The sequence below is a fragment of the Enterobacter sp. MEB024 genome (genome assembly GCF_030209635.1).
Lineage (GTDB): Bacteria > Pseudomonadota > Gammaproteobacteria > Enterobacterales > Enterobacteriaceae > Enterobacter > Enterobacter ludwigii.
This window is the reverse complement of the sequence record NZ_JARVRQ010000012.1, coordinates 24,938-50,361: the sequence shown is the minus strand read 5'-3', so window position 1 is coordinate 50,361 and position 25,424 is coordinate 24,938. Positions and strand designations below refer to the sequence as shown.

Genomic DNA, 25,424 nt, shown 5'->3' with positions numbered 1-25,424 from the left:
AGTTAGCGGGCTGCGGGTTGCAGTACTTCCCGGTATAAGGATTGTTCTCTGGAGAGTTCTACCCAGGCAATTCCCCTGATAATTGCGCTGTGTTTCCGTATGAAATACAGGCAACCGACACTCTGCGCCTCTTAAGCGAGCGACAACCGTGAGGTTGGCGACGTGAATAGACACGAGGCCATCGGTTCATACCCCGGAAAGCGTCACCTTGCCCGCAGCTTTGTCGTCAATGTAAGAATAACGAGTAAGTTACGATGAAAAGAATGTTAATCAACGCAACTCAGCAAGAAGAGTTGCGTGTCGCCCTTGTGGATGGGCAGCGCCTGTACGATCTGGATATCGAAAGTCCTGGACACGAACAGAAAAAAGCGAACATTTACAAAGGTAAAATCACCCGCATTGAACCAAGCCTTGAAGCTGCATTTGTCGATTACGGTGCTGAGCGTCACGGTTTCCTCCCTCTGAAAGAAATCGCCCGCGAATATTTCCCTGCAAACTATAACTCCCATGGCCGCCCAAACATCAAAGATGTGCTGCGTGAAGGTCAGGAAGTCATTGTTCAGATTGATAAAGAAGAGCGTGGCAACAAAGGTGCCGCACTGACCACCTTTATCAGTCTTGCGGGAAGTTATCTGGTTCTGATGCCAAACAACCCGCGTGCCGGTGGTATCTCTCGCCGCATCGAAGGTGATGACCGTACCGAGCTGAAAGAAGCGCTGGCAAGTCTTGAGCTGCCTGACGGCATGGGGCTTATCGTGCGTACCGCAGGCGTCGGCAAATCTGCCGAAGCGCTGCAGTGGGACTTAAGCTTCCGTCTGAAGCACTGGGAAGCAATCCAGAAAGCGGCAGAAAGCCGCGCAGCGCCGTTCCTGATTCACCAGGAAAGCAACGTGATTGTGCGTGCCTTCCGTGACTACCTGCGTCAGGACATCGGTGAGATTCTGATCGATAACCCGAAAGTGCTTGAGCTGGCGCGCCAGCACATCGCTGCGCTGGGTCGTCCGGATTTCACCAGTAAAATTAAACTGTACACCGGTGAAATCCCGCTGTTCAGCCATTATCAGATCGAATCGCAGATTGAATCCGCTTTCCAGCGTGAAGTGCGTCTGCCATCCGGTGGTTCTATCGTTATTGATACGACCGAAGCGCTGACCGCCATCGACATCAACTCCGCACGTGCTACGCGCGGCGGTGATATCGAAGAGACAGCCTTCAACACCAACCTTGAAGCCGCTGATGAAATTGCCCGCCAGCTCCGCCTGCGCGACCTGGGTGGTCTGATTGTTATCGACTTTATCGACATGACCCCTGTTCGTCACCAGCGTGCGGTTGAAAACCGTCTGCGCGAAGCGGTACGTCAGGATCGTGCTCGTATCCAGATTAGCCATATCTCACGCTTCGGCTTGCTGGAGATGTCCCGTCAGCGTCTGAGCCCTTCACTCGGTGAATCCAGCCATCACGTCTGTCCGCGCTGCTCCGGTACCGGTACCGTTCGTGATAACGAATCTCTGTCCCTCTCTATTCTGCGTCTGATTGAAGAAGAAGCGCTGAAAGAGAACACCAAAGAGGTTCATGCCATTGTTCCCGTGCCAATTGCGTCCTACCTGCTGAACGAAAAACGTGCAGCCGTCAGCGCAATTGAATCACGCCAGGGCGATGTTCGCTGCATCATCGTGCCTAACGATCAGATGGAAACTCCGCACTACCACGTGCTGCGTGTCCGTAAGGGTGAAGAGACCAGCACGCTCAGCTATCTGCTGCCTAAGCTGCATGAAGAAGAGATGGCGCTGCCTTCCGATGAAGAACCTGCCGAGCGCAAACTGCCAGAGCAGCCAGCCTTAGCGACCTTCATCATGCCTGAAGCTCCGCCAGAAACGGCACTGGAAAAACCCGTGACCAAACCGGTTGCGCAAAAACCAGAAGCCGTTGCGGTCAAAGCCCAGCCAGAACAACCGGGTCTGCTGAGCCGCCTCTTCGGTGCGCTGAAGAAGATGTTTGCAGGCGAAGAAGTCCAGCAGCCTGAGCAACCGAAAGAAGCACCGAAAGAAGCGAAACCTGAACGTCAGCAGGACCGTCGTAAACGTCAGAACAACCGCCGTGACCGTAACGATCGTAATGACCGTAACGAACGCCGTGACAACCGTTCGGACAATAATGAGGGTCGTGAGCAACGCGAAGACAACCGTCGCAACCGTCGCGAGAAGCAACCGCAGAATGTTGAAGATCGTGAAATTCGCCCGCAGGCGGGCGATGAGTCTGAGAAGAGCAAACAGCGCGACGAGCAGCAGCCACGCCGTGAGCGTAGCCGTCGTCGTAACGACGAGAAGCGCCAGGCGCAGCAGGAAGTCAAAAACCTGAACCGCGAAGAGCCTGTTGAACAGCAGGAAAGCGAGCAGGAAGAACGTACTCAGGTTATGCCGCGTCGTAAGCAGCGCCAGCTGTCACAGAAAGTGCGTGTAGGTGCCCTGCCGGTGGAAGAGACCGTCATCGTCCCTGCAGAAGCAAGTGACACTGCACCAGGCACTCAACTGGCGAAAGTGGATCTGCCGGCCGTCGTCGAAAACAACGCTGAGCAAGACGATAACGGTGAAGGCCGTGATAACGCGGGTATGCCACGTCGTTCACGCCGTTCTCCGCGTCACCTGCGCGTCAGCGGTCAACGTCGTCGTCGTTATCGCGATGAGCGTTACCCGACACAGTCGCCAATGCCATTAACCGTGGCGTGCGCGTCTCCTGAAATGGCATCCGGTAAAGTCTGGATCCGCTACCCGGTTGCTCGTCAGGAGCAGGTTGTGGAAGAACAGGCTGTCACCGAAGAGGTGATTGCCCCGGTAGCCGCAACTGAAGAAGCGGTAAATGAAGCCGCTATCGTGGTTGAGCCACAGGCCGTTGAGTCAGAAGCGCCTCATGCAGTAGACGTTGAAACCACGCACCCAGAAGTGATTGCCGCGCCGGTTGACGCCGCACCGCAGCTTATTGCTGAAGAAGACACCGTGGTCGCTGAAGACGTTGTTGCTGAGGTTCAGCCAGCAGCAGCGGTAGAAGAGACCCCGGACGTGGTTGTTGAAACCGTGACTGAAGACGTGGTTCAGGACGTTGAAATTGACGTCGAACCGGTGCGTGAAGCCGCGAAAGCAGAAGAGCCAGAAGTGAAAGCCGAGCCGGTAATCACAGCGCCGGCCCCTGCTCACGTTGCGACAGCCCCGATGACTCGCGCACCAGCGCCGGAATATGTGCCGGAAGCACCGCGTCACAGTGACTGGGTCCGCCCTGCGTTCAACTTTGACGGTAAAGGCTCTGCCGGTGGCCACAGTGCAACGCATCAGGCGACGGCACCGGCTACCCGTCCGCAGTCTGTTGAGTAACGACACATAGCGTAAAAAGCCGACCTTCGGGTCGGCTTTTTTATTGCTCGCGTGCCGGCTTTCTCATACCCGCAATGTCCGGCATCACCCTCTTCATCATCTCCAGAAAACGGCGTAAACGCGCCGGATAATAACGCGACCACGGATAAACCAGATGAACCGGGAGCGCGGCGGGCTGCCACTGTGGAAGCAAATGCACTAAGCGCCCTTCCTGGATATCCTCCTTGACCGTCCAGCTTGAAACCATCGCCACCCCTAACCCTGTCAGGGCGGTATTGCGCGCAACATGCAGACTATCCGTGCTTAACCGTGGCGCAATGGAGATACGTTTTACCTGCGAAAGATCATCCCACAACTCCACATGTCGCTGATAGAACGTGCTGATGGCAATCCAGGGCAGCGCCTGCAGATCCTCCGGTGTGTGAACCGGCGCAAACTGGTCCAGCAGCGCAGGCGAAGCCACCACACAGCGTGGCACTTCCGCCAGCAGCACGGAGACGGTTGCCGGATCCACCTCTGCGCCAACTCGAATAGCACAATCCAGATTGTCGCTCAGAAAATCCACCGACTTATCGTTGAGCATCCACTCCACCGACAGCTGAGGATAACGCTGCAAAAACTCCGTTAACGGTCTCAGGAGCTGATCCTGCCCAAAGGCGTGCGGTGCGCGTACCCGTAACACGCCGACCGGCTCGTCCTCCGTCTGGCCGATTTCATCTTCCAGTGCCAGCCAGCTATCAATGACCCGCCGGGCATGTTGATAGCAGCGCTCGCCGTCATCGGTAAGTTTTGTTGCATGGGTGGTTCGCAATAAAAGCCGTACCCCCAGCAGCGTTTCCAGAGACTGAAGACGGCGGCTCACCGTGGCCTGGCTCGTCGCAAGCCGTCTTGCCGCCCCGGATAGCGATCCGCTTTCCACAATACGAACAAATGTGCGCATGAGTTCAACCCTGTCTATACGCTCAACTCGCTTCATCATTTTCCCTGCTATACGCCAAACGTATAAGCGTTTTACCACCAGGCCCTCTACCGTCGCAAGGCATAGTGATAAAAAATAGCGGCACACTATGAGTGAGGAACGTCTTATGAACACAACAACTGCTCCCCATGCCGCCAGTCGCTGGGTGATTTTTATGCTGGCTCTGGGGGCTGGCTTTAGCGTCGCATCCATTTACTACGCGCAACCGCTGCTGCCGCTGATAGGCGCCGACCTTCATCTTAGTATTGAAGGGATGGGGCTGGTCCCGACGCTGACCCAGGCAGGCTACGCGCTCGGTATTCTTTTTCTGTTGCCACTTGGCGATCGTCACGACCGCAGGATGTTAATCCTGATAAAAAGCGCCGCCCTGGCACTGTTTCTGCTGGGCTGCAGCCTGACCGGGCAGCAGCACTCACTGCTGCTGGCAAGCCTGCTGATTGGCATGGCCGCGACCATGGCACAGGATATCGTTCCCGCAGCGGCTATCCTCGCCCCCGAAGGGAAACAGGGAAAAACCGTGGGAACCGTGATGACAGGGTTGCTGATGGGCATCTTGCTGTCGCGAACCGTCAGCGGTGTGGTGGGTGAAGCTTTTGGCTGGCGCGTCATGTATCAGTTGGCCGCTGTAAGCATCGCATTTATTGGGGCGGTGATGTGGCGGGTACTCCCGCGTTTTGCCATTCACTCCACGCTGAGTTATCCCGCTCTGATGCGCTCAATGGAACATCTGTGGCATCGTTATCCGGCTCTGCGTCGTGCAGCACTGGCACAGGGTTTTCTGTCGATTGCCTTTAGCGCCTTCTGGTCAACGCTGGCGGTCATGCTGCTGGAGCGCTATCACCTGGGGAGCGCCGTCGCGGGTGGTTATGGTATTGCCGGGGCCGCGGGGGCCTTAGCCGCCCCGCTGGCGGGAGGTCTGGCGGACAAGCTGGGCGCCGGAAAAGTCACGCAGCTTGGCGCGGCACTGGTTACCGTCTCGTTTGGCCTGATGTTCCTGATGCCCGCGCTGGGTCTTCATGGACAACTGATTCTGATTGCTGTCTCAGCCATCGGGTTTGATCTGGGGCTGCAGTCCAGTCTGGTGGCGCACCAGAATCTGGTCTATAGCCTTGAGCCTCAGGCCAGGGGGCGTCTTAACGCCCTGCTCTTTACGGTGGTCTTTATCGGCATGGCGCTGGGTTCGGCTGCGGGGAGTAAAATCTACACGCTGGCTGGCTGGACGGGCGTGGTTGCCCTGGCAACGGTATGCGGTGTCATTGCGCTGGCAATACGTCTGATTGAAAGTGCACGCGTCGCCTCCGCACCGGCAGAAATCGCGTAAAAAAAATGCCCAATCCACACGGATTGGGCAGTAAAACATGCCCAGTTTCAAGACATGTTCCAAGAGGTCAAGATGTTATCTGTTCAGCTGGAACAGGGACATGCCCTGCATATCGCTAAACGCTTTATAAGATGCCTGCAGCGCGGCCTGCTGCATGGTGTAAGAGGAGATCGCTGCGTTCCAGTCCACATCAACCAGGTCGCTCATCTGCTTAGTCTGGCCCAGTGCACGATCGTCACCAAGGTTATCCAGCTTTTCAAGCTCGTTCATCTTGGTACCTACATCAGCAGCGACAGTAAGAATGTTGTTCTGGGTATTTGTGATGCCGGTTTGAGCATCAGAAATGATTTTCCCCTGTGCTTCAGCTGCAGCAGAGTCGGTATCGACGGGAACCTTAAGCGCGGTAATCGCCGTATCGAGGATCTTGAACATGTTCGTCTCGCCATATCCGCCACCAGGCAGTTCTTTGGCGTTACTGGTGATGCTTTCGAAGATCTGCTGACCCGTGTGGCTAATGACCATATTACGCGCGGTATCAACCTGCTGCGAAATAGCCTCAGTACCGCCTTTGTAGTCACCGGTAACGGAATCAAACGGTGGCACTTCAGTCTTAAAGCCGGCAAAGATAAACCGACCATTACCATCCGCGGTGTTTGCAAGGTTCATCAATTGGTCGCGAATACCTTGCAAATCGCTCGCCAGCGACAGGCGATCGTCATCACTTAAGGTTGCGTTTCCGGCATAGACTAATTTCTCTTTAGCACTGGTGATAGCGGCAGTAACCTGGTTAAGCACATTATCTTCGAGAGAAACTTTTTGTGATGCGAACGATCTTGCCAACGCAAACTGGCTATTTTGTGACTGTGATTGTGACAGAACAATAGCCTGCGACGCCGCGATAGGATCGTCCGACGGACGATTGACACGCTTGCCGGTGGACATTTGTTCACCATAACTCAACCACTTGCTCTGGGAATCGGTGATCCCGCGCATGTTTTGGTCGTACATCATCTGGGTGCTAATACGCATGTTTAACCTCAGCCTTAGCGAATATTAATGATTGCATCAAAGAGCGAGCTGGCAGTTTGTAGAACCTGCGCATTAGCGAGGTAATACTGCTGATAGCGCTGCAAATTGCCATACTCTTCGTCAAGGTTTACCCCTGAGATCGACTGCTGCTGTTTGGTTAACTGCGTCGCCACATTCGCTTTCGTTTCGCTGCTGGTTTTCAGTGCCGCTGTTGAGCTACCAACGGTACTGACGAGGGAAGCATAAGCATCATTGAAAGACTTATTCCCGCCGACAAGCTTGCTATTTTGCAGATCCAGCAATTTTTGACCGTTGCGGTTGTCACTTTCGCCACCGGCGCTTGTCGATGCCATCGCCAGTTTGGACTCATCATTAAACTTGAGTTCCATGTTTACGATGACATCAGAAACGGGCTTCACAACAAAACTGTCTTTGTTATTCGCGGTACCGCTCACGTTGACATTCAGGCCGTCGAAAGACAGATTGCCGCTCGCATCCGGACTCATCGTGAAACTGGTCTTATCCGACGTACGCGTAATGGTCCAGTCGGTTCCGTTGAACTGCAGCTTATAATCGGTTGCCTGGACTTTAGTACTGTCAGCCACGGAGGCTGTCAGCGCGGCGGTACCTGAATTCTTGCTGTTGGACACAACCGCAGGCGAGCCAAAGTCAAAGAGCTTGCCGCCAGCATCGCCGTTAGCATCAAAACCCGCTTCATGCTGCTTGTTCATCGCGTCAGCAAAGGCCAGCGCCATCTGGTTAAGGCTATTACGCGCTTTATCCAGATCTTCAGAGCGGAAGGTGAGTAAACCGCCAAGGGTGCCGGTGGTAATCAGCTTCTCAGGAATTTCGATATTCCCGGAAACGTCATCGGTATAGGCCAGCGTTGTACGGGTTGGGTCTGCGCTGGAATTCACCGCAGCCAGCTGGTTCGCTTTGCTCCCCTGTACCAGGCTGTAACCGGTGCCAAATGAGACGTTATACGTGCCGCCATCCTGCACAGAAACTTCAACACCGACAATTTTATTCAGTTCGCTCACCAGCTGATCGCGTTGATCGAGCAGGTCATTTGGTGATGAGCCAGCACCCACGCCGGTCAGACGGGAAATCTGATCGTTCAGGTTCGCAATCTGTTTGGCGTAGTTATTAATTTGATCGACGCTGGCAGCAATCGCGGTATTCACCTGAGAATCCTGATCGCGAAGATACTGATCGTTGGTTTTAAACTGATTGACCAGGCCATCCGCTTTGCCCAGCACCGTCTGGCGCGCAGCCGGATCTTCCGCGTTGCTCACCAGCGTCTGCAGACTTTTGAAGAAGTCCTGCAGCGTGGTAGAGAGCGAGTTGGTGGTATCCGAGAGCACATCATCGATCTTTGACATCTGCTGATAGCGCGTAGTCAGGCCGCTGCTCTGGGTCTGCGCGGCGCGCAGCTGGTTGGTAATGAATGCATCATACTCACGCTGGACACCGGAGACATAAACCCCGTTACCTACCCAGCCACCGCCGGTCAGCGTGCTGTTTGACGCGCCCAGCACTGTCGTCTGGCGGGTATAACCTGCCACGTTATAGCTTGAAATATTATTACTGACGGTATTGAGTGCCGACTGCGCAGCACTGAGGCCACTCATGGCACTGTTAATCAAACTGGACATGGGGGTTCCTTTTATACGTTCAGACACGAGTCCTGATGAAGGTTATCGGCAGCCTCCACCGGGACTTGAGAACTTTCAGAACAGATTTTCGATATCTGTGCTATAGGCTTTGCTGACCTTCTCGCCCATCGATTTCAGCTGCTGAATCATACTGGTGAGCTTACGCGCATAGTTCGGATCGGTGGCGTAGCCCGCATTCTGCAGTGCCTGAGCGCCCTGCTCCGCGGTTGCCGCCTGTGTAACGGCGGTGTAACGCGGATTTCGGCTCAACAGGCCCACATAGTCGGATAAGGCTTCCAGATAGGAGCTATAGACGCGGAATTTGGCTTTAACCTTCACCGCCGCACCGTTTTCATATTCAGTGGTGGTGATCTCGGTGGTCGGCCCCTTCCAGCTCGACGTGGCCTTCACGCCGAAGATGTTAAAGCTCGGATCGCCGTTTTCTTTACGGATCTGCCGCTGACCCCAGCCGGACTCCAGCGCCGCCTGCGCGAGGATCAGGTGGTGAGGCACGCCGCTCTGTTCACTGGCAAGACGTGCCGGCAGCGAGAGCTGCGCCAGGAAGTCTTTGCTGTCGCCAGAAAGTGGCTCATCGCTGGTGCTCGTGGCCTTCGGTATGGCTTTGCGCACCATCTGCGTCAGGGCCTGATTCTGATAACTGGTCACCGTTTGCAGGTCGAACTTCATCGGCACCTGCTGTGGCTTATCATCCGGCTGGATGCCCTGCGCGGCTTCGGTCTGTTTGACAATCATATCAGCCAGACCGAGGCCTTTCCCGGCGGTCATCTGCTGCGCAATCTGCTGGTCATACATGCTGGTGTAAAGACGGGTTGAATCACTGCTGAACATCCCGTCTTTCGGCAGGGTTTCACGCATGCTTTTCAGCATCATCTGTACAAACATCCCTTCCACCTGGCGGGCGACCGGGCGGATATTCGCCGCCGGGTCCTTACCTGCTTTGGTTTTCAGTTCGTTGAGCGACTGGGCATCCCAGGCAGCACCGGTCAACAGCTTGCTATCGGTCAGCATCAGATGATTTCCAGTTTGGCGCGCAGACAGCCCGCGCTTTGCATGGATTGCAGAATCGACATCAGATCCATCGGCGTCGCCCCCAGGGCATTCAGGGCCCGAACCACGCTATTGAGGTTCGCGCTGGAGCGTACGCTCTGCAGCGACCCACCGCTCTGGCGCAAATCAATCTGCGTTTGTGGCGTCACCACGGTCTGGCCACCCCCGAACGGGGTATCAGGCTGACTGACGTTGGCGGAACGGTTAACCGTCACGGAGAGGTTACCCTGCGCCACGGCACAGCTGTCGAGCGACACTTCGCGGTTCATTACGACCGAACCGGTGCGCGAGTTGATAATCACTTTGGCATCCTGAACCGGAACATTCACTTCCATATTCTGGATATCAGCCAGCATACGGACCTGGTTGCTGCTGCCGGTAGAGGTGCGGATCTGCACGGTACGGGCATCCAGTGCCGTGGCGCTGCCGTAGCCGCGGCTACGGTTGATGGTGTCGGCAATCTGCTGCGCCATCGTGAAGTCTTCATTATTCAGTTGCAGGTTAATGGTGTTGCCTGCGCCAAACTGGGTCGGCAGTTCACGCTCAATGATCGCACCATTGGTGATACGCCCGCCGTTCAGCTGGTTCACCTGCACACTGCTGCCGCCCGCAGACGCGCCGGCACCGCCGACCAGAATGTTCCCCTGCGCCAGCGCATAAACCTGGCTGTCGACCCCTTTCAGCGGAGTCATCAGCAGCGTGCCGCCACGCAGGCTTTTGGCGTTACCCATTGACGAGACCACGACATCAATTGTCTGCCCCTGGCGCGCGAACGCCGGGTAGGAGGCGGTGACCATGACCGCGGCCACGTTTTTCAGCTGCATGTTGGTTCCCGCCGGGACGGTAATACCGAGCTGGGAAAGCATGTTGTTCAAACTTTGAGTCGTGAATGGCGTCTGGGTGGTCTGGTCGCCCGTTCCGTCCAGACCCACCACCAGGCCATAGCCAATCAGCGAGTTTTCGCGTACGCCCTGAACGCTGGTGAGATCGCGAATACGGTCAGCCTGGGCAAACGTTGCCACCAGCGCCAGCGCCACGGCGAAGATCGATTTAAACATGGGTCACCTCGCTTACATCGGCGATAAGTTAAGGAAGAAACGCTGCAGCCAACCCATATTTTGCGCTTCATTGATGTAGCCGTTACCGACGTACTCGATGCGCGCATCCGCCACCTGGGTGGACGGAACGGTGTTGGTGCCGCTGATGGTGCGAGGATTAACCACGCCCGAGAAACGAATGAACTCAGTGCCCTGATTGATGGCGATCTGTTTTTCACCCACAACGTGTAAATTGCCGTTAACCAGCACCTGGTCAACCGTCACCGTCAGCGTGCCGCTAAAGGTATTGCTGGCATTCGCGCCACCTTTACCGTTAAAGGTATTGCCGCCAGAGGCCTCGACATCAGCACGCGCATTGCCGAACAGGCCCTGCAGATAGCGTGGAACGGTATCGAAACCGAAATTGGTTTTGCCATCGCGGCTGGCATTCGCCGACGAGCTCTTGCTCGCGCTGACGTTTTCCTGCAGCACAATGGTCAACGTATCGCCGACATTACGCGGGCGGCGATCTTCAAACAGCGGTTGATAGCCATAATTGATTGGCTGCGCGGTCTGGAAAATGGAGCCGTTCACCACTGGCGCCGGGCCAGGAACGGGTTGGGCGGTAGTCGCACCCTGCACTAAAGGTTTAGACGGGATCAAGGCACACCCGCTGAGGGTGACAGCCAGAACAGTCAGTATCGGATAACGAAACGCCGCGTTTTTTTGCATTGCCTTCATCTTCGAAAACAGGGAGCCGGCGCGGCGTTGACCGCACCGGGCTACACCTTAGAGTTGCGTCAGTTTCTGCAGCATCTGGTCGGTCGTCGACACTGCTTTACTGTTAATTTCATACGCGCGCTGGACCTGGATCATATTCACCAGCTCTTCCGCAACGTTCACGTTCGAGGTTTCCACATAACCCTGATACAACAGACCCGCACCGTTGAGGCCCGGGGTGCTTTCATTTGGCGTACCGGAGGATTGCGTTTCGGTGTAGAGGTTCTCACCAATGCTTTCCAGACCGGTGTCGTTCATGAAGGTGGTCAGGTTTAGCTGTCCAACCTGAACAGGTGCGGCCTGCCCCTGCTGCGTCACACTCACCACGCCGTCACGCCCGATAGTAATACTCAGGGCATTCGCCGGGATGGTAATCGCAGGCTGAACCTGGAAACCACCCGCCGTCACCAGTTGGCCATTCTGATCGACCTGGAACGATCCGTCGCGGGTATAGGCAGAAGTACCGTCAGGCAACTGCACCTGGAAGAACCCCTGGCCTTTGATTGCCACGTCTTTGCTGTTGTTGGTCTGAGACAGGTTGCCCTGGCTATGCAGACGCTCGGTGGCTACCGGACGAACACCGGTACCAATCTGCAGGCCGGATGGCAGCGTCGTTTGTTCAGAAGACTGCGCTCCCGGCTGGCGGATGGTTTGATAAAGCAAATCTTCGAAAACAGCACGCTGACGCTTGAAACCATTGGTGCTGACGTTTGCCAGGTTGTTGGCAATCACATCCATGTTGGTTTGCTGCGCGTCCAGGCCAGTTTTCGCGATCCATAAAGAACTGATCATAAGGAGTCCTGTTAACTCATAGCCAGAAGTTGGTTAGCCTTGCCCGCGTTTTCATCAACGCTGCTGATAATCTTCATCTGCATTTCAAAACGACGGGCACTGGCGATCATGTCGGTCATCGCTTCGACCGGCTTGACGTTACTGCCTTCCAGAACGCCGGACATCACGCGGATGCTCGGATCGGCCTGTAACGTGGCACCCCGAGTGGCCTGGGTCGCCTGGGTCAGACGGAACATCCCGTCATCACCACGCTGCACCTCTTTGCCTTCCGCCTTCACCAGCTTCAGACGCCCGACGGGCGCAACGGTATTGGCCGGATCGCCCGGGTTCAATGCCGAAATGGTCCCGTCGGCCGCGATAGTCAGCTCAGACCCTTCCGGCACCGTCAGCGGACCCGCTTCACCCATTACCGGATGACCCTGAATCGTCAGCTGGCCCGTGGCACTCACCTGGATGTTACCGTTACGGGTATATCCTTCACCGCCGTCAGCGGTCTGCACCGCCAGCCAGCCGTCCTGTTGCAGGGCAACGTCCAGCGGGCGTGAGGTGTAATCCATCTGCCCTGGCGTCATATCCGCACCCGGCGTGGAGGCCGTGACCAGCGTACGCGTCGGCAGGGAGAGCCCTTCCACCGGGACCGCACGCAGCGCATTAAGCTGCGCACGAAAGCCCGGTGTAGAGGCGTTTGCCAGGTTGCTGGCAGTAACAGCCTGCTGATTGAGCGTCTGGCTTGCCGCGCCCATCGCGGTATATATTGCGTGATCCATTGCGCTTTCCTGTCAGCCGCTTAACGCAGGTTAACCAGCGTGTTGAGGATCTGATCCTGGGTTTTGATGGTCTGCGCGTTCGACTGATAGTTACGTTGCGCGACGATCATGTTCACCAGTTCTTTACTCAGATCCACGTTAGACGCTTCCAGCGCACCGTTGGTCAGCGTACCGAAGTTACCGGAGCCCGCGGTACCCAGCAGCGCCACGCCGGAAGACTGGGTGGCAGACCAGACGTTATCGCCTTCAGACTTCAGACCTTCGTTGTTGGCGAAGTTAGCCAGCACGATCTGGCCCAGGGCCTGGGTCTGTTCGTTGGAGTAATTACCCACCACGGTGCCGTCGTCGTTGATCTGGTAGCTCACCAGGTCACCCGGTTTGTAACCGTTCTGGTTGGTTGCCACGATGTTATTGGCGCCGGTGTTCTGCTGCATGGAATTGGCGAAGCTCATCGCAAACGTGGCTGGCGTTGCACCTGGAACGGTGCCGGTGGTGATATTGATGCTGCCGCCGCCGGTCAGTACGCCGCTGGTGTTGAAGGTCAGCGTGGTCGCCAGGGATGGCGTGCTTCCTGCAACGCTGCCGTCCTGGGCATAGACTTTCCAGGAGTTTGCCGGAGTCGCGTCTTTAACGTAAAACAGGTTCATGTTGTGCGCATTACCCTGGCTGTCAAAGACCGTCACCGTCCCTTTTTTGTTGTAGCTGTCAGGGTTGATCGGATCAAAGGCCGTGGTTGGCGCGGTGTCAGTAGAGTTCAGGTTGATCTGCTGGGACGCGGTGGTGGTGGATTTCGCCGCCATCAAGGTCGTTGGGATATTGATCGCCTGCGGGTTAGCGCCGGTCTGAACCGTTGGCGGGGTACCCGCAACAGGATAACCGGTTAATTGCAGACCCTGCATGTTCACCAGGTTACGGTTTTCGTCCAGTTTGAACTGACCGTTACGGCTGTAGAACACAGAGCCGTTGGAATCGACCATACGGAAGAAACCGTTCTGGCTGATGGCGACGTCCAGACCACGACCGGTGTTGGTCGTCGTACCGTCGGTAAAGTCCTGAGTGATGCCCGCAACTTTCACGCCCAGACCCACTTTGGAACCGGCAAACATATCTGCAAATGAGGCAGAACCGGATTTAAAACCATAGGTCGCGGAGTTGGCGATGTTGTTGCCAATGACATCCAGGTTGGTGGCCGCAGCATTCAGGCCGCTGACCGCTTGAGAAAAGGCCATGACTTACTCCTGATAAGTGTTAAGGCTTAGATAATCTGCCGAACTTCGTCGAGCGTGGTGGTACCTGAGGTACCCAAATCCAGTTTGTTACCGCCAGCGCCTTTAATCACGCCCTGAACCAGCGCGAACTGCAGCGGCTGTGCCACCAGTTGGGTGGTTCCGTTGCTGGCGCTGATCGCCACTTTGTAAGAACCGTTTGGTGCTTTCGTGCCGTCGGTCAGGCTGCCGTCCCAGGTAAAGGTGTGTACGCCTGCCTTCAGCTCACCAATGTCAATGGTGCGTACCACTGCCCCGCTCGCATCGCTGATCGTCGCAGTCACTTTGTCAGCCGGCTGCTGCAGCTCAACGCCAAACGGCGTGGTGGTCGTGGTTGACGTCCCCTCGGTAGTGCTGGTGCCGGCAAGGATCGTGGTCCCCGGGATCATCACCCCATGACCAATCAGATTCGCAGCCTGCAGAGACTGGCTGTTGTCAATCTGACCGGAAACGGAGCCAAGGGTGGTGTTGAGTTTTTCAATGCCGCTGACGGTACTGATCTGCGCCAGTTGCGTGGTCAGCTCGTTGTTCTGCATCGGATTGGTGGGATCCTGGTTCTTCAGCTGCGCTACCAGCAGCGTCAGAAAGCTGCTCTGCAGATCGGACGCGTTACTGCCCGTCAGGGCGTTGGAACCCGTCGAACTTTTGGCGCCATTAACACCTGAGTTCGTGGGATCATTCACATTTACGGCGATGGACATGCATGTCTCCTTTACTGGCCGAGAGTGAGTGTTTTGAGCATCATGCTCTTCACGGTATTAAGCACTTCGACGTTTGCCTGGTAACTGCGTGACGCCGACATGGAGTTCACCATCTCACCCACCACATCCACGTTAGGCATTTTTACGTAACCGTTCGCATCCGCCAGCGGGTTGCCAGGCTCATACACCAGCTTGTCCGGTGCCTGGCTCTCAACCACATCAGAGACTTTCACACCGCCGGTGGCCGCGCCTGGTGCCGCATCGACCTGAAAGACGACCTGTTTCGCACGATAAGGCTGACCGTCTGGTCCGGTCACGCTGTCGGCGTTCGCCAGGTTACTGGCGGCTACGTTCAGACGTTTGGACTGCGCGGTAAGCGCCGAGCCGGCGATATCAAAAATATTCAGCAAGGCCATTTATCAGTTGCCCCCCTGCAGGACGTTCATCATGCCTTTGATTTGTCCGCCGAGAACGGTCAGGCCTGTCTGGTATTTCAGGCTGTTATCGGCAAACTGTGTACGCTCCCGGTCCATGTCCACGGTATTACCGTCGAGTGAAGGCTGGTCGGGAATGCGATAAAGCAAATCGGTCGTTGGTGCGGTCATCGTCTGAGCGGGAATATGACGTGAGGAGGTCAGCGCGAGCGCGACACCGCTCCCTTCTGCGCGTCCACGCTCCATCACTTTTTTAAGCTCACTGGAAAAATCAATATCGCGCGCCTGATACCCTGGCGTATCGGCGTTAGCGATATTGGCGGCTAAAATTTCCTGCCGCTGGGCACGTAAATTGAGCGCTTCCTGCTGAAAACGTAACGCGGCGTCGAGTTTATCGAGCATGTCTCCTCCGCTGATGGCAAAATTTCAGTTCACAGCTTAAATCTCAACCCATCCGCCTTATCGACGGAATAAGCGCAAAATGCGTCGCTATTTATTGCGTTGATGAAAAACCACTGCAGGTAGAATTCACTCAATTCTGGAAACGGTGGAACTTGCGATGCAAACGTTAAAACGTGGCCTGATGGCAACTTTCTTGCTTTTTAGCCCCCTGGTGCAGGCGGATGGTTTACAGGATCAGCTAAACACCTTTTTTGCCCAGAAGCTGGCGGGCTTTAGCGATGAAGTTGTCGTCACGGTACGCACGCCACCAAATCTGTATCCCTCCTGTGAGCAGCCGTCATTTACCGTGACCGGCACCACCAGACTGTGGGGGAACGTGAACGTGCTGGCACGCTGCGCCAACGAAAAACGGTATTTACAGGTTGCAGTCCAGGCGACAGGCAATTATGTTGTCGCCGCTGTCCCCATTGCCCGGGGTACCGCACTGCAGGCCAACAGCGTGACGTTGAAACGTGGCCGTCTGGATCAGCTGCCGCCACGGACAATGCTTGAAATTAACCAGGCGCAGGACGCCATCAGCCTGCGTGATGTCGCACCGGGCCAACCGATACAGCTGTCGATGCTGCGCCAGGCGTGGCGCGTCAAGGCGGGTCAACAGGTGATGGTGGTGGCCAATGGAGATGGCTTCAGTATCAACAGTGAAGGGAAAGCGTTAAACAATGCCGCGGTGGCACAAAATGCCCGCGTCAGAATGTCTTCAGGGCAGGTGGTTAGCGGAACCGTCGATTCTGATGGGAATATTCTGATTAACCTATAATCTTTTTAAAGATTTCGCTGCAGCTGCCGATAAATATTCAACTATTGATGATGTCAGGCGCCCACGCCGCGAACCCTCGATGAGGACAACACTATGAGCATTGATCGTACATCAGCCCTGAAGCCGGTAAGCGCTGTACAACCTCGCGAAACGAATGACGCTACGCCGCAGAAAACGCGTCTGGAAAAACCGTCAACGTCTAACAGCACCAGCGTAACCCTGAGCGATGCCCAGGCAAAACTGATGCAGCCAGGCGGCAACGATATCAACATGGAACGTGTTGAAGCACTGAAAACGGCTATTCGTAACGGCGAGCTGAAAATGGACACCAGCAAAATTGCTGACGCCCTGATTCAGGAAGCGCAGAGTTTCTTACAGAGTAACTAACCGTATGAGTCGACTGTCAGAAATACTGGATCAAATGACGGTTGTCCTGAACGACCTGAAAACGGTAATGGACGCTGAGCAACAGCACCTCTCTTCCGGTCACATCAACGGCAGCGCGTTGCAGCGTATTACTGAAGACAAAAGCTCGCTCCTGGCGACGCTGGATTACCTTGAGCAGCAACGTCGCGCTGAGCAGGATCCTAAGCGCAGTGCTAACGACGATATCGTTGAGCGCTGGCAGACTATTACAGAAAAAACCCAGCATCTTCGCGATCTCAACCAGCATAACGGCTGGCTGCTTGAAGGTCAGATAGAGCGTAATCAGCAAGCGCTTGAGGTGTTAAAACCGCATAAAGAAACCGGGCTGTACGGTGCGGATGGGCAGACAGCGACGGCACGTATTACGGGCGGGAAAAAGATTTCGATTTGAAGCATAAGCGACAAATCAAGCAGTGGGGAGCACCATAAGGTGAACTCCCCTTTTGGCGTTTATGCCGTACGGCGGGCAAACTCTTTCACTTTGAAGCCCAACACGGCGAGGGTGGCAAAGTAAGCCACAACCCCAACACCCACCACGGCCATCAGTCGCAGCAGACGATAAGGCATGGTGCCGAGCGACCACTCCGGCATCACGTGCATCATGCCGAGCAACGCCGCTGCCATCACCAGCACCGCGATAACCAGTCGCACAAGGAAACTCGCCCAGCCCGGCTGCGGCGTGAAGATATCCTGCTTACGCAGCTGCCAGTACAACAGCCCGGCATTCAGACAGGCCGCCAGACCAATAGACAGAGCCAGCCCCGCGTGCTTCAGCGGGCCAATAAACGCCAGGTTCATCAACTGGGTCATCACCAGCGTCACCAGGGCAATCTTCACCGGCGTTTTAATGTTCTGACGGGAGTAGAACCCTGGTGCCAGCACTTTAACAACAATCAGCCCCATCAATCCCACCGAGTACGCCACCAGCGCCTGCTGAGTCATGGACGCATCATGGGCTGAAAATTTACCGTACTGGAACAGCGAGACGGTCAGCGGTTTCGCGAGGATCCCCAGCGCCACCGCGCTTGGCAGTGCCAGCAGGAAACAGAGGCGTAAGCCCCAGTCCATCAGGCGGCAATACTCATCATGGTTGCCGCTGGCAAAGCTTTTAGAGAGCGACGGCAGCAGAATCGTCCCCAGCGCGACGCCCAGTACGCCAGAAGGAAACTCCATCAGACGGTCAGCGTAGTACATCCAGGAGACCGAACCGGACACCAGGAAAGAGGCAAAGATGGTATTGATGATAAGTGAGATCTGGCTGACAGAAACCCCGAGGATTGCAGGTCCCATCTGCTTCATGACGCGCATTGCGCCGGCATCACGGAAATTAATGCGCGGCAGAACCAGCATGCCAATTTTCTTCAGATGCGGCAGCTGATATGCCAGCTGCAGGACGCCGCCCACGGTCACCGCCCAGGCCAGCGCCAGTACCGGCGGGTTGAAATGCGGTGCGGCAAACAGGGCAAAGCCGATCATGCTGACATTCAAAAACGTCGGCGCAAACGCCGGAACGGAGAAGCGGTTCCAGGTATTGAGGATTGCCCCCACCAGCGAGGCCAGCGAGATCAACAGGATATAAGGAAAGGTAATGCGCAGCAGCTGGGTGGTGAGCGCAAATTTATCAGCGGTGTCGGCAAACCCCGGCGCGGTCACCATAATCACCCAGGGCGCAGCCAACATCCCCAGGACTGTCACAATAGCCAACGCCAGCGTCAGCAGCCCGGAGACGTAGGCGACAAACACCCGCGTAGCATCTTCGCCCTGCTTGCTTTTATATTCCGCCAGAATTGGAACGAAGGCCTGCGAGAAAGCCCCCTCAGCAAAAATACGGCGCAATAAATTCGGCAGTTTGAACGCGACGAAAAAGGCGTCCGTTGCCATCCCAGCACCAAAAACCCTTGCCACAATGGCATCGCGCGCAAAACCCAGTACGCGAGAAAACATGGTCATCGAGCTGACGGCTGCCAGCGATTTTAATAAGTTCATTAATGTGAATTTCCACAACCATACGGCAAAACGCCTGCAGAGCAGGCGTAATGAATGCCCGACGGCGTTGCGCTTGCGCAGGCCTTCGGATTTGCAGGCCGGGTAGGCGAAAAGCCTCCCGGCGAAACCAACAATCGGCGCTTAGTCTACCCGGATTTAAGGGAATTACTATCGGCAGATGTTACAGAGGGTTATTCACTCATGGCCTCTCGCCAGAGCCGTTCCACGATGCGTTGCGCCATGATGGCCTGTTCACCGGCGGTTTCCGGAACCGTCTGATTTTGCACGCAGCTAATGAAGTGACGGGCGCATCCCGCGAAGCCGCGTTGCTCCAGAGTGCTCTGCCAGCCTGGCGCCGGAAGCGTGACCACACCGTTGCCCTTCTCTTCACGCCACTCCCGCATGTCGGTGATGTCATACAGCGCACCGTCAGTGACGGCCTGGACAAACTCCCGCTGACTGCCCGCACGACGATGCATGCTGGTGGTCACCTGCAGATGTTCCAGCGCAAAGTGGTGCTCGGCGTAGACCATCTCGCCCAGATCGTTGGTCATCAGGGTCCCGCTTTTCAACTGAGCCTGGCCGTTTGTCAGCCAGAGCGCCGTATCCACCACGTGCAGATAATCATCGAGAAGCGTAAAGCGCAGATCGTTTGGCCCGACGCTGTCGGTACGGTGTTTATCCATCCTCAGGGAGGCCAGCGCGCCCGGCTGAGCCTTCAGCTGCTGATAAAGCGGAGCGAAGCGGCGGTTAAAGCCCACCATCAGCGTCAGGTTCTTGCGTGCCGCCAGCTCTATCAGTCGCTCGGCATCCTGAACGTTCTCCGCCAGGGGCTTATCCACACAGACGTGAACACCGGCATTCAGCAGTTCGCTGACCACCTGATAGTGCGTTGCCGTTGAGGTATGCACAAATACCGCGTCGCACTCGCGGGCAAGATCCGACAGCGAAGCGGCATAAGGTATCCGCCAGGTTGCGCAGATGCGTTCAGCCTTCTCGCGGGTAGGTGACCACGCGCCCTGAAGCGTCCAGTCCGTTGCCGCGCCTAATACCGGTAACCAGGCTTTTTGTGCAATACCGCCAAGCCCCACCACGCCTACACGTAATTTTTTCACTGTTAATCTCCCAAATGTGCCAGCAGTGCGTCCAGGCGCTGTTTCAGCCTAGCGACCTCCTCTTCCAGCGCGTCCACGCGCGCCGTCAGGCTGCCGCTGACAACAGTGGACTCTTGTTCCGTTGCCAGCGTCGCGGTATCCACCTCGCCACTGAAGAGATGCATATAGCGGCTCTCACGCTTGCCCGGTTCGCGTGCCAGACGCACCACGTAAGGGCCATCCTCGCGGGTTGCAAGCCCTTCCAGGGTTTGTTCCACTTCCTGCATATCCGCAAACTCATGCATACGGGAAGCCCGTGTGCGCAGCTCGCCGGGAGTCTGTGCGCCGCGCAGTAAAAGGGTCGCGATCACCGCCACTTCCGCGGCGCTCAACTTCAGGTCGCCGAATTCGGAATTACAAAAACGTTGTTCGTACTTGGTGACGCGGTTTCCGAAGCCGCTGACGGTGCGCAGATAATGGCGTTTCACCAGTTCATCCAGCACATCCTGAACGTCATGCTCGCTGAGGTTCATTACCGGCTCGCGGTTGGTCTTTTGGTTGCAGGCCATCATGACGGCGTTGACAGAGAGCGGATATTGCTCCGGCGTCGTGACCTGTTTTTCCAGCAGGCATCCGACGACGCGCGCTTCTGCACCGCTTAACTGATATTTCATCTCTTCTCCTTAGCGACCCGCTGTCCAGTCCCGGGTGGTTAATGCCGTGAGGACATGGTCGCGCCATTCTCCATCTATCAGCAGATAGTCTTTGGCGTAACCCTCTTTCTCAAACCCTAAACGCGCCAGCAAATTACCGCTGCGCTGATTATGCGGCATATAGTTCGCCATAATACGATGGATATGTTGCGTGCGTTGCATATAACGGATCGCCACCGTTAATGCTTCATACATCAGCCCCTGCCCCTGCCATTTCTGACCGATGGAGTAGCCGAGGTAGCAGGCGTGAAACGATCCGCGCACGACGTTTGAAAAGTTGGCGATGCCGATGATCTCTTTTTCTTCGGGATCCAGCAGCGCAAAATAAAACGCACTTCCCTGCTTATGAAATTCCGCAATCATACTGAGGCGCGCCTGCCAGCCGGATGGGTAACAATGGCTCTCATCCCGAACGGGTTCCCAGGGTTTTAAAAACTGGCGATTCTCGGCGTAATAATCCGCCAGACGCCAGGCATCACGCTCATGCACCAGACGAACGACCAGCCTGTCCGTTGTCAGACGCACTTTTGGCACATTACTGCGATAGCCAAACATCGATACCACTCCTTCCCGTCACTTCTGCTGACCCATTAGCTTTACTATACCTGTGCCTGCGCCGTCTGTGAAAACAGTGACATACCATTTTGACCTCTTTTCACATTTTTCGATGAGAACTCTCTATCAAAGCGCTCTTTTGATAAAAAAATATTGTCACGCTCAGGGGTGGGAAAACGCGCATTAACCCCGCAGAATGTTAGCGTGCTCACCATCCTGTTTTCCCTGGAGGGAAAATGTCCCGCGTATCACAGGCGAGGAGCCTGGGTAAATATTTCCTGCTAGTCGATAACATGCTGGTCGTGCTCGGCTTTTTTGTCGTGTTTCCTCTTATCTCGATCCGCTTTGTCGATCAGATGGGCTGGGCGGCGCTGATGGTTGGCATCGCGTTGGGGTTACGCCAGTTTGTCCAGCAAGGCCTTGGGGTGTTTGGCGGCGCCATTGCTGACCGCTTCGGCGCGAAACCGATGATTGTGACCGGTATGCTGCTTCGTGCGGCAGGCTTTGCCACGATGGCGGTTGCCCATGAGCCCTGGCTTCTGTGGTTCTCCTGCTTTCTCTCCGGGATCGGCGGAACCCTGTTTGACCCGCCGCGCACCGCGCTGGTGGTGAAGTTAATTCGCCCGCAGCACCGCGGACGTTTCTTCTCGATTTTGATGATGCAGGACAGCGCGGGCGCGGTAATTGGCGCGCTTCTGGGGAGCTGGTTGCTGCAGTACGATTTCCGTCTGGTCTGCGCGGCTGGCGCAGTGCTCTTTATTCTGTGCGCCCTCTTTAATGGCCTGTATCTGCCCGCATGGAAATTGTCGACGGTGAAAGCGCCGGTACGCGAAGGGCTGGGCCGCGTCCTGCACGACAAACGTTTTGTCACCTACGTATTGACCCTGACGGGTTACTACATGCTTGCCGTGCAGGTGATGCTGATGCTGCCTATCATGGTGAATGATATTGCGGGAACCCCGGCCGCCGTGAAATGGATGTACGCCATCGAAGCCGCGCTTTCGCTGACGCTGCTCTATCCGATTGCCCGCTGGAGCGAACGGCGTTTTCGCCTGGAGCATCGTCTGATGGCCGGGCTGTTTTTAATGACGCTGAGCATGATGCCCATCGGTCTGGTGAATTCTCTCCAGCAGCTGTTTACGCTGATTTGCACCTTCTATATCGGCTCTATCATCGCCGAGCCGGCTCGTGAGACGCTGAGCGCCTCGCTTGCAGATGCACGTGCCCGCGGCAGCTATATGGGGTTCAGCCGACTCGGCCTGGCCTTTGGTGGGGCTTTGGGTTACGCCGGCGGCGGCTGGCTGTTTGATGCAGGCAAAGCGCTGAATCAACCGGAACTGCCGTGGATGATGCTCGGCGCGGTGGGCTTTATGACGCTGCTGGCCCTCTGGTGGCAGTTCAGCCAGAAGCGCAGCGCAAGCGGTATGCTCGAACCGGGCGCGTAGCCCTTCCCTCTGGCGGGAGGTCGCTCCCGCCTCACTTCTCAGTTTTTTCTGCTGGTTTCTGCCATTTCACACTGACATACTGACGTAACAGGACAGAAGCGCCGATTTTTCGTTGAGGAACACTATGAAGAAAATTGTCATTGCCGCTGCATTCATTGTCAGCGGTCTGCTGGTGGGCTGTAACCAGCTTACGCAATACACCGTCAGTGAACAGGAAATTAATCAGGCGCTGGAAAAACATAACAACTTTTCAAAAGACATCGGCGTGCCCGGGCTTGCCGATGCGCATATCGTCCTCAGCAACCTGACCAGCCAGATAGGACGTGAAGAGCCAAACAAAGTGACGCTGAACGGGGATGCAAACCTCGATATGACCTCCCTCTTCGGCAACCAGAAAGCCAATATCAAGCTGAAGCTGAAAGCGCTGCCGGTCTTTAACAAAGAGAAAGGGGCTATTTACCTGCAGGAGATGGAAGTCGTCGATGCGGAAGTCACGCCGGACAAGATGAAATCTGTGTTGCAAACCCTGATGCCTTATCTGAATCAGTCGCTGCGTAACTATTTTAATCAGCAGCCAGCCTATGTCTTAAGTGAAGACAAGAGTAAGGGTGAAGCGCTTGCGAAAAAGTATGCTAAAGGGATAGAGGTGAAACCGGGAGAAATCATTATTCCCTTCACTGATTAACCCGTAGGGCGCCGAGGCGCCCTTTTTTTTACGGAAAAGTGTGCAAACGAAAACGTTTCCGCTTATGATTTGTGTCCGGCAAAAACAGCCATCCGAATGACTGATTCCTGACAAGCCGGAGCTTCCATGACTGCACAACCCCAGGTTCTTAAAATCCGCCGCCCTGACGACTGGCATATCCATCTGCGCGATGGCGATATGCTCAAAACCGTCGTGCCTTATACCAGCGAAATTTATGGCCGCGCGATTGTCATGCCTAACCTGGTGCCACCAGTCACCACCGTCGATGCCGCAATGGCGTATCGCCAGCGCATTCTGGATGCCGTCCCGGCGGGCCATGATTTCACCCCGCTGATGACCTGCTACCTGACCGATTCCCTGGATCCAAACGAAGTGGAGCGCGGGTTTAACGAAGGCGTATTCACCGCTGCGAAACTTTACCCGGCCAATGCCACCACCAACTCCAGCCACGGCGTTACCAGCATTGATGCCATCATGCCGGTACTGGAGCGCATGCAGAAACTGGGTATGCCGCTGCTGGTTCACGGTGAAGTCACGCATGCCGAGATCGACATCTTCGACCGTGAAGCCCGTTTTATCGACACCGTGATGGAGCCCCTGCGTCAGCGCCTTCCCGCGCTCAAAGTGGTCTTCGAGCACATCACCACCAAAGATGCCGCGGAGTATGTCCGCGACGGTAACGAGCTTATCGCCGCCACCATCACGCCACAGCATTTGATGTTTAACCGTAACCACATGCTGGTTGGCGGTGTACGTCCGCATCTGTACTGCCTGCCGATCCTCAAGCGTAACATTCACCAGCAGGCGCTGCGCGAACTGGTTGCCAGCGGCTTCTCCCGCGCGTTTCTGGGCACGGATTCCGCACCTCATGCGCGTCATCGCAAAGAAGCAAGCTGCGGCTGTGCGGGCTGCTTTAATGCCCCAACTGCTCTCGCCAGCTATGCAACCGTGTTTGAAGAGATGAATGCCCTGCCGCATTTCGAGGCGTTCTGCTCACTCAATGGCCCCCGTTTTTATGGGCTGCCGGTCAATGAGACCTTCATTGAGCTGGAACGTGAAGAGAGCCAGGTTGAGGAAGCCATTCCACTGACCGATGACACGCTGATCCCATTCCTGGCAGGTGAAACCGTTCGCTGGACGGTAAAACGCTAAAAAATCAGTGCCCCTTGTTGTCAAACCGATAATATACCTGTATAAATACACAGTATATTACACAGGGGGCATTTATGCGTATTGAAGTCACCATAGCCAAAACTACTGTTCTGCCTGCCGGCGCGCTTGATGCACTTGCAGGCGAATTATCCCGTCGTATTAACAACACCTTTCCCGAAAACGATGGTGCCGTAACGGTGCGTTACGCGGCCGCAAACAACCTCTCCGTCATTGGCGGCGCGAAAGAAGATAAAGCGCGTATCACCGAAATCCTGCAGGAAACGTGGGAAAGCGCCGACGACTGGTTCATCACAGATTAACACTGCTCCCTCATTGTGTTTTTTTGCCGGGTCGCCCCGGCTTTTTTTTCGCCTGAAAATCCAGAAAGTTCAAATTAATTCGGCAACTTCTTTAAAAATCGTGAACAACATGGTGTTTTATTGTTCGAACAATCCTAAAAAGCAGAAAAATGTGTTGCTAGCTGTTTATTTTTCCCTTAGGAACCCTTATTACTTGTATACTGAAGTTGCTTCAGAAAAACATGCATTGAACCTCGAAGTCGTTGTCTTCTAACACGCATTATGGGGGTTATAATGGAAAAGAATAGCGAAGTCATCCAGACCCATCCACTCGTTGGCTGGGATATCAGTACCGTAGACAGCTACGATGCACTGATGCTGCGTTTGCACTACCAGACCCCAAATCAGCTGAACCGTGAAGAAGCGGAAGTTGGACAGACGCTGTGGCTTACGACAGACGTCGCCCGTCAGTTTATTTCTATTTTGGAAGCAGGCATCGCAAAAATAGAATCTGGCGACTACCAGGAAAATGAGTATAAACGGCATTAGCGTTTAGCCCACTTTTCACTCTACAGGCACCCTTGGGGTGCCTTATTTATTTCTCCCTTGTATAAGCCCCCGATGTTAATTACTCTG

26 protein-coding genes are annotated in these 25,424 nt (G+C 55.5%); 10 read left to right on the top strand and 16 right to left on the bottom strand.

Features of this window, described 5'->3' with window-relative positions:
- Window positions 1–254: 254 nt before the first annotated feature.
- Window positions 255–3,365 (top strand): ribonuclease E, encoded by a 3,111-nt coding sequence (gene rne, locus QRN24_RS18030; protein WP_284942939.1) that lies wholly within the window; start codon window positions 255–257, stop codon window positions 3,363–3,365.
- A gap of 40 nt (window positions 3,366–3,405) precedes the next feature.
- On the opposite strand, the gene QRN24_RS18025 is transcribed toward rne, so the two are convergent.
- Complete coding sequence (locus QRN24_RS18025; RefSeq protein ID WP_171032979.1) at window positions 3,406–4,341, bottom strand: LysR family transcriptional regulator; 936 nt, start codon at window positions 4,339–4,341, stop codon at window positions 3,406–3,408.
- A 109-nt stretch (window positions 4,342–4,450) separates the two neighbouring features.
- Between QRN24_RS18025 and QRN24_RS18020 the strand changes: the two genes are divergently transcribed.
- Complete coding sequence (locus tag QRN24_RS18020) at window positions 4,451–5,665, top strand: MFS transporter (RefSeq protein WP_284942938.1); 1,215 nt, start codon at window positions 4,451–4,453, stop codon at window positions 5,663–5,665.
- A gap of 75 nt (window positions 5,666–5,740) precedes the next feature.
- On the opposite strand, the gene flgL is transcribed toward QRN24_RS18020, so the two are convergent.
- The 11 genes from flgL to flgB form a co-directional block, all read right to left on the bottom strand.
- Window positions 5,741–6,694: a flagellar hook-associated protein FlgL gene (gene flgL, locus QRN24_RS18015; protein WP_014169564.1), complete on the bottom strand. Its 954-nt coding sequence runs from the start codon at window positions 6,692–6,694 to the stop codon at window positions 5,741–5,743.
- Window positions 6,695–6,708: 14 nt separating this feature from the next.
- Window positions 6,709–8,349, bottom strand: coding sequence for a flagellar hook-associated protein FlgK (flgK, locus tag QRN24_RS18010; RefSeq protein WP_279256828.1), 1,641 nt, complete (start codon window positions 8,347–8,349; stop codon window positions 6,709–6,711).
- 75 nt (window positions 8,350–8,424) lie between these two features.
- On the bottom strand, window positions 8,425–9,378 hold the full coding sequence (gene flgJ, locus QRN24_RS18005) for a flagellar assembly peptidoglycan hydrolase FlgJ (protein WP_063214591.1): 954 nt from the start codon (window positions 9,376–9,378) through the stop codon (window positions 8,425–8,427).
- Window positions 9,378–10,475, bottom strand: coding sequence for a flagellar basal body P-ring protein FlgI (locus tag QRN24_RS18000; protein ID WP_014169561.1), 1,098 nt, complete (start codon window positions 10,473–10,475; stop codon window positions 9,378–9,380). The genes flgJ and QRN24_RS18000 overlap by 1 nt, the downstream gene beginning before the upstream one ends.
- Before the next feature lie 12 nt (window positions 10,476–10,487).
- On the bottom strand, window positions 10,488–11,186 hold the full coding sequence (gene flgH, locus QRN24_RS17995) for a flagellar basal body L-ring protein FlgH (RefSeq protein ID WP_023311139.1): 699 nt from the start codon (window positions 11,184–11,186) through the stop codon (window positions 10,488–10,490).
- Window positions 11,187–11,243: 57 nt separating this feature from the next.
- Window positions 11,244–12,026: a flagellar basal-body rod protein FlgG gene (gene flgG, locus QRN24_RS17990; RefSeq protein WP_008500810.1), complete on the bottom strand. Its 783-nt coding sequence runs from the start codon at window positions 12,024–12,026 to the stop codon at window positions 11,244–11,246.
- Window positions 12,027–12,037: 11 nt separating this feature from the next.
- Window positions 12,038–12,793, bottom strand: coding sequence for a flagellar basal body rod protein FlgF (locus QRN24_RS17985; protein ID WP_014169559.1), 756 nt, complete (start codon window positions 12,791–12,793; stop codon window positions 12,038–12,040).
- 20 nt (window positions 12,794–12,813) lie between these two features.
- Window positions 12,814–14,022 (bottom strand): flagellar hook protein FlgE, encoded by a 1,209-nt coding sequence (gene flgE / locus QRN24_RS17980; RefSeq protein WP_284942937.1) that lies wholly within the window; start codon window positions 14,020–14,022, stop codon window positions 12,814–12,816.
- Window positions 14,023–14,048: 26 nt separating this feature from the next.
- The gene (gene flgD / locus QRN24_RS17975; protein WP_020884678.1) at window positions 14,049–14,759 is read right to left on the bottom strand and encodes a flagellar hook assembly protein FlgD; all 711 of its coding nucleotides are present in this window, start codon (window positions 14,757–14,759) and stop codon (window positions 14,049–14,051) included.
- 11 nt (window positions 14,760–14,770) lie between these two features.
- The gene (flgC, locus tag QRN24_RS17970; RefSeq protein WP_013097138.1) at window positions 14,771–15,175 is read right to left on the bottom strand and encodes a flagellar basal body rod protein FlgC; all 405 of its coding nucleotides are present in this window, start codon (window positions 15,173–15,175) and stop codon (window positions 14,771–14,773) included.
- 3 nt (window positions 15,176–15,178) lie between these two features.
- Complete coding sequence (flgB, locus tag QRN24_RS17965; RefSeq protein WP_014169556.1) at window positions 15,179–15,595, bottom strand: flagellar basal body rod protein FlgB; 417 nt, start codon at window positions 15,593–15,595, stop codon at window positions 15,179–15,181.
- 157 nt (window positions 15,596–15,752) lie between these two features.
- Between flgB and flgA the strand changes: the two genes are divergently transcribed.
- From flgA to flgN, 3 genes are all read left to right on the top strand, one after another.
- Window positions 15,753–16,412 (top strand): flagellar basal body P-ring formation chaperone FlgA, encoded by a 660-nt coding sequence (gene flgA, locus QRN24_RS17960; protein ID WP_047366234.1) that lies wholly within the window; start codon window positions 15,753–15,755, stop codon window positions 16,410–16,412.
- A gap of 93 nt (window positions 16,413–16,505) precedes the next feature.
- The gene (gene flgM, locus QRN24_RS17955; protein ID WP_014169554.1) at window positions 16,506–16,799 is read left to right on the top strand and encodes a flagellar biosynthesis anti-sigma factor FlgM; all 294 of its coding nucleotides are present in this window, start codon (window positions 16,506–16,508) and stop codon (window positions 16,797–16,799) included.
- 4 nt (window positions 16,800–16,803) lie between these two features.
- The gene (gene flgN / locus QRN24_RS17950) at window positions 16,804–17,229 is read left to right on the top strand and encodes a flagella biosynthesis chaperone FlgN (RefSeq protein ID WP_025204463.1); all 426 of its coding nucleotides are present in this window, start codon (window positions 16,804–16,806) and stop codon (window positions 17,227–17,229) included.
- Between the two features lie 59 nt (window positions 17,230–17,288).
- Here the strand turns inward: flgN and murJ are convergent, their stop codons facing one another.
- The 4 genes from murJ to rimJ all read right to left on the bottom strand — a co-directional run bounded on the left by murJ (window position 17,289) and on the right by rimJ (window position 21,186).
- The gene (murJ, locus tag QRN24_RS17945; protein ID WP_020884681.1) at window positions 17,289–18,824 is read right to left on the bottom strand and encodes a murein biosynthesis integral membrane protein MurJ; all 1,536 of its coding nucleotides are present in this window, start codon (window positions 18,822–18,824) and stop codon (window positions 17,289–17,291) included.
- Window positions 18,825–19,015: 191 nt separating this feature from the next.
- Window positions 19,016–19,939 carry a Gfo/Idh/MocA family protein gene (locus QRN24_RS17940; protein WP_025204464.1) on the bottom strand — a complete coding sequence of 308 codons (924 nt, stop codon included), beginning with the start codon at window positions 19,937–19,939 and terminating at the stop codon, window positions 19,016–19,018.
- A gap of 2 nt (window positions 19,940–19,941) precedes the next feature.
- Window positions 19,942–20,592 (bottom strand): YceH family protein, encoded by a 651-nt coding sequence (locus QRN24_RS17935; protein ID WP_284942936.1) that lies wholly within the window; start codon window positions 20,590–20,592, stop codon window positions 19,942–19,944.
- Between the two features lie 9 nt (window positions 20,593–20,601).
- Complete coding sequence (gene rimJ, locus QRN24_RS17930; RefSeq protein WP_013097146.1) at window positions 20,602–21,186, bottom strand: ribosomal protein S5-alanine N-acetyltransferase; 585 nt, start codon at window positions 21,184–21,186, stop codon at window positions 20,602–20,604.
- A 236-nt stretch (window positions 21,187–21,422) separates the two neighbouring features.
- Between rimJ and mdtH the strand changes: the two genes are divergently transcribed.
- From mdtH to bssS, 5 genes are all read left to right on the top strand, one after another.
- Window positions 21,423–22,631 carry a multidrug efflux MFS transporter MdtH gene (gene mdtH / locus QRN24_RS17925; protein ID WP_014169547.1) on the top strand — a complete coding sequence of 403 codons (1,209 nt, stop codon included), beginning with the start codon at window positions 21,423–21,425 and terminating at the stop codon, window positions 22,629–22,631.
- A gap of 124 nt (window positions 22,632–22,755) precedes the next feature.
- Window positions 22,756–23,316, top strand: a complete 561-nt coding sequence (locus QRN24_RS17920) for a lipoprotein (RefSeq protein WP_020884685.1) — start codon at window positions 22,756–22,758, stop codon at window positions 23,314–23,316.
- 126 nt (window positions 23,317–23,442) lie between these two features.
- Window positions 23,443–24,489, top strand: coding sequence for a dihydroorotase (pyrC, locus tag QRN24_RS17915; RefSeq protein ID WP_063214596.1), 1,047 nt, complete (start codon window positions 23,443–23,445; stop codon window positions 24,487–24,489).
- A 74-nt stretch (window positions 24,490–24,563) separates the two neighbouring features.
- Complete coding sequence (gene dinI / locus QRN24_RS17910) at window positions 24,564–24,809, top strand: DNA damage-inducible protein I (protein ID WP_020884687.1); 246 nt, start codon at window positions 24,564–24,566, stop codon at window positions 24,807–24,809.
- Between the two features lie 273 nt (window positions 24,810–25,082).
- The gene (gene bssS, locus QRN24_RS17905) at window positions 25,083–25,337 is read left to right on the top strand and encodes a biofilm formation regulator BssS (protein ID WP_008500827.1); all 255 of its coding nucleotides are present in this window, start codon (window positions 25,083–25,085) and stop codon (window positions 25,335–25,337) included.
- Window positions 25,338–25,424 lie beyond the last annotated feature (87 nt).

What these genes read in the sequence shown, in the direction of transcription:
- flgB (WP_014169556.1), bottom strand. Translation starts at nt 15,595, where the DNA reads ATGCTCGATAAACTCGACGCCGCGTTACGTTTTCAGCAGGAAGCGCTC.
- flgD (WP_020884678.1), bottom strand. Translation starts at nt 14,759, where the DNA reads ATGTCCATCGCCGTAAATGTGAATGATCCCACGAACTCAGGTGTTAAT.
- flgK (WP_279256828.1), bottom strand. Translation starts at nt 8,349, where the DNA reads ATGTCCAGTTTGATTAACAGTGCCATGAGTGGCCTCAGTGCTGCGCAG.
- flgG (WP_008500810.1), bottom strand. Translation starts at nt 12,026, where the DNA reads ATGATCAGTTCTTTATGGATCGCGAAAACTGGCCTGGACGCGCAGCAA.
- QRN24_RS18025 (WP_171032979.1), bottom strand. Translation starts at nt 4,341, where the DNA reads ATGAAGCGAGTTGAGCGTATAGACAGGGTTGAACTCATGCGCACATTT.
- flgJ (WP_063214591.1), bottom strand. Translation starts at nt 9,378, where the DNA reads ATGCTGACCGATAGCAAGCTGTTGACCGGTGCTGCCTGGGATGCCCAG.
- dinI (WP_020884687.1), top strand. Translation starts at nt 24,564, where the DNA reads ATGCGTATTGAAGTCACCATAGCCAAAACTACTGTTCTGCCTGCCGGC.
- pyrC (WP_063214596.1), top strand. Translation starts at nt 23,443, where the DNA reads ATGACTGCACAACCCCAGGTTCTTAAAATCCGCCGCCCTGACGACTGG.
- QRN24_RS18020 (WP_284942938.1), top strand. Translation starts at nt 4,451, where the DNA reads ATGAACACAACAACTGCTCCCCATGCCGCCAGTCGCTGGGTGATTTTT.
- flgL (WP_014169564.1), bottom strand. Translation starts at nt 6,694, where the DNA reads ATGCGTATTAGCACCCAGATGATGTACGACCAAAACATGCGCGGGATC.
- murJ (WP_020884681.1), bottom strand. Translation starts at nt 18,824, where the DNA reads ATGAACTTATTAAAATCGCTGGCAGCCGTCAGCTCGATGACCATGTTT.
- flgC (WP_013097138.1), bottom strand. Translation starts at nt 15,175, where the DNA reads ATGGCCTTGCTGAATATTTTTGATATCGCCGGCTCGGCGCTTACCGCG.
- flgA (WP_047366234.1), top strand. Translation starts at nt 15,753, where the DNA reads ATGCAAACGTTAAAACGTGGCCTGATGGCAACTTTCTTGCTTTTTAGC.
- QRN24_RS17935 (WP_284942936.1), bottom strand. Translation starts at nt 20,592, where the DNA reads ATGAAATATCAGTTAAGCGGTGCAGAAGCGCGCGTCGTCGGATGCCTG.
- mdtH (WP_014169547.1), top strand. Translation starts at nt 21,423, where the DNA reads ATGTCCCGCGTATCACAGGCGAGGAGCCTGGGTAAATATTTCCTGCTA.
- QRN24_RS17920 (WP_020884685.1), top strand. Translation starts at nt 22,756, where the DNA reads ATGAAGAAAATTGTCATTGCCGCTGCATTCATTGTCAGCGGTCTGCTG.
- flgH (WP_023311139.1), bottom strand. Translation starts at nt 11,186, where the DNA reads ATGCAAAAAAACGCGGCGTTTCGTTATCCGATACTGACTGTTCTGGCT.
- QRN24_RS17985 (WP_014169559.1), bottom strand. Translation starts at nt 12,793, where the DNA reads ATGGATCACGCAATATATACCGCGATGGGCGCGGCAAGCCAGACGCTC.
- flgN (WP_025204463.1), top strand. Translation starts at nt 16,804, where the DNA reads ATGAGTCGACTGTCAGAAATACTGGATCAAATGACGGTTGTCCTGAAC.
- flgM (WP_014169554.1), top strand. Translation starts at nt 16,506, where the DNA reads ATGAGCATTGATCGTACATCAGCCCTGAAGCCGGTAAGCGCTGTACAA.
- QRN24_RS18000 (WP_014169561.1), bottom strand. Translation starts at nt 10,475, where the DNA reads ATGTTTAAATCGATCTTCGCCGTGGCGCTGGCGCTGGTGGCAACGTTT.
- bssS (WP_008500827.1), top strand. Translation starts at nt 25,083, where the DNA reads ATGGAAAAGAATAGCGAAGTCATCCAGACCCATCCACTCGTTGGCTGG.
- rne (WP_284942939.1), top strand. Translation starts at nt 255, where the DNA reads ATGAAAAGAATGTTAATCAACGCAACTCAGCAAGAAGAGTTGCGTGTC.
- flgE (WP_284942937.1), bottom strand. Translation starts at nt 14,022, where the DNA reads ATGGCCTTTTCTCAAGCGGTCAGCGGCCTGAATGCTGCGGCCACCAAC.
- rimJ (WP_013097146.1), bottom strand. Translation starts at nt 21,186, where the DNA reads ATGTTTGGCTATCGCAGTAATGTGCCAAAAGTGCGTCTGACAACGGAC.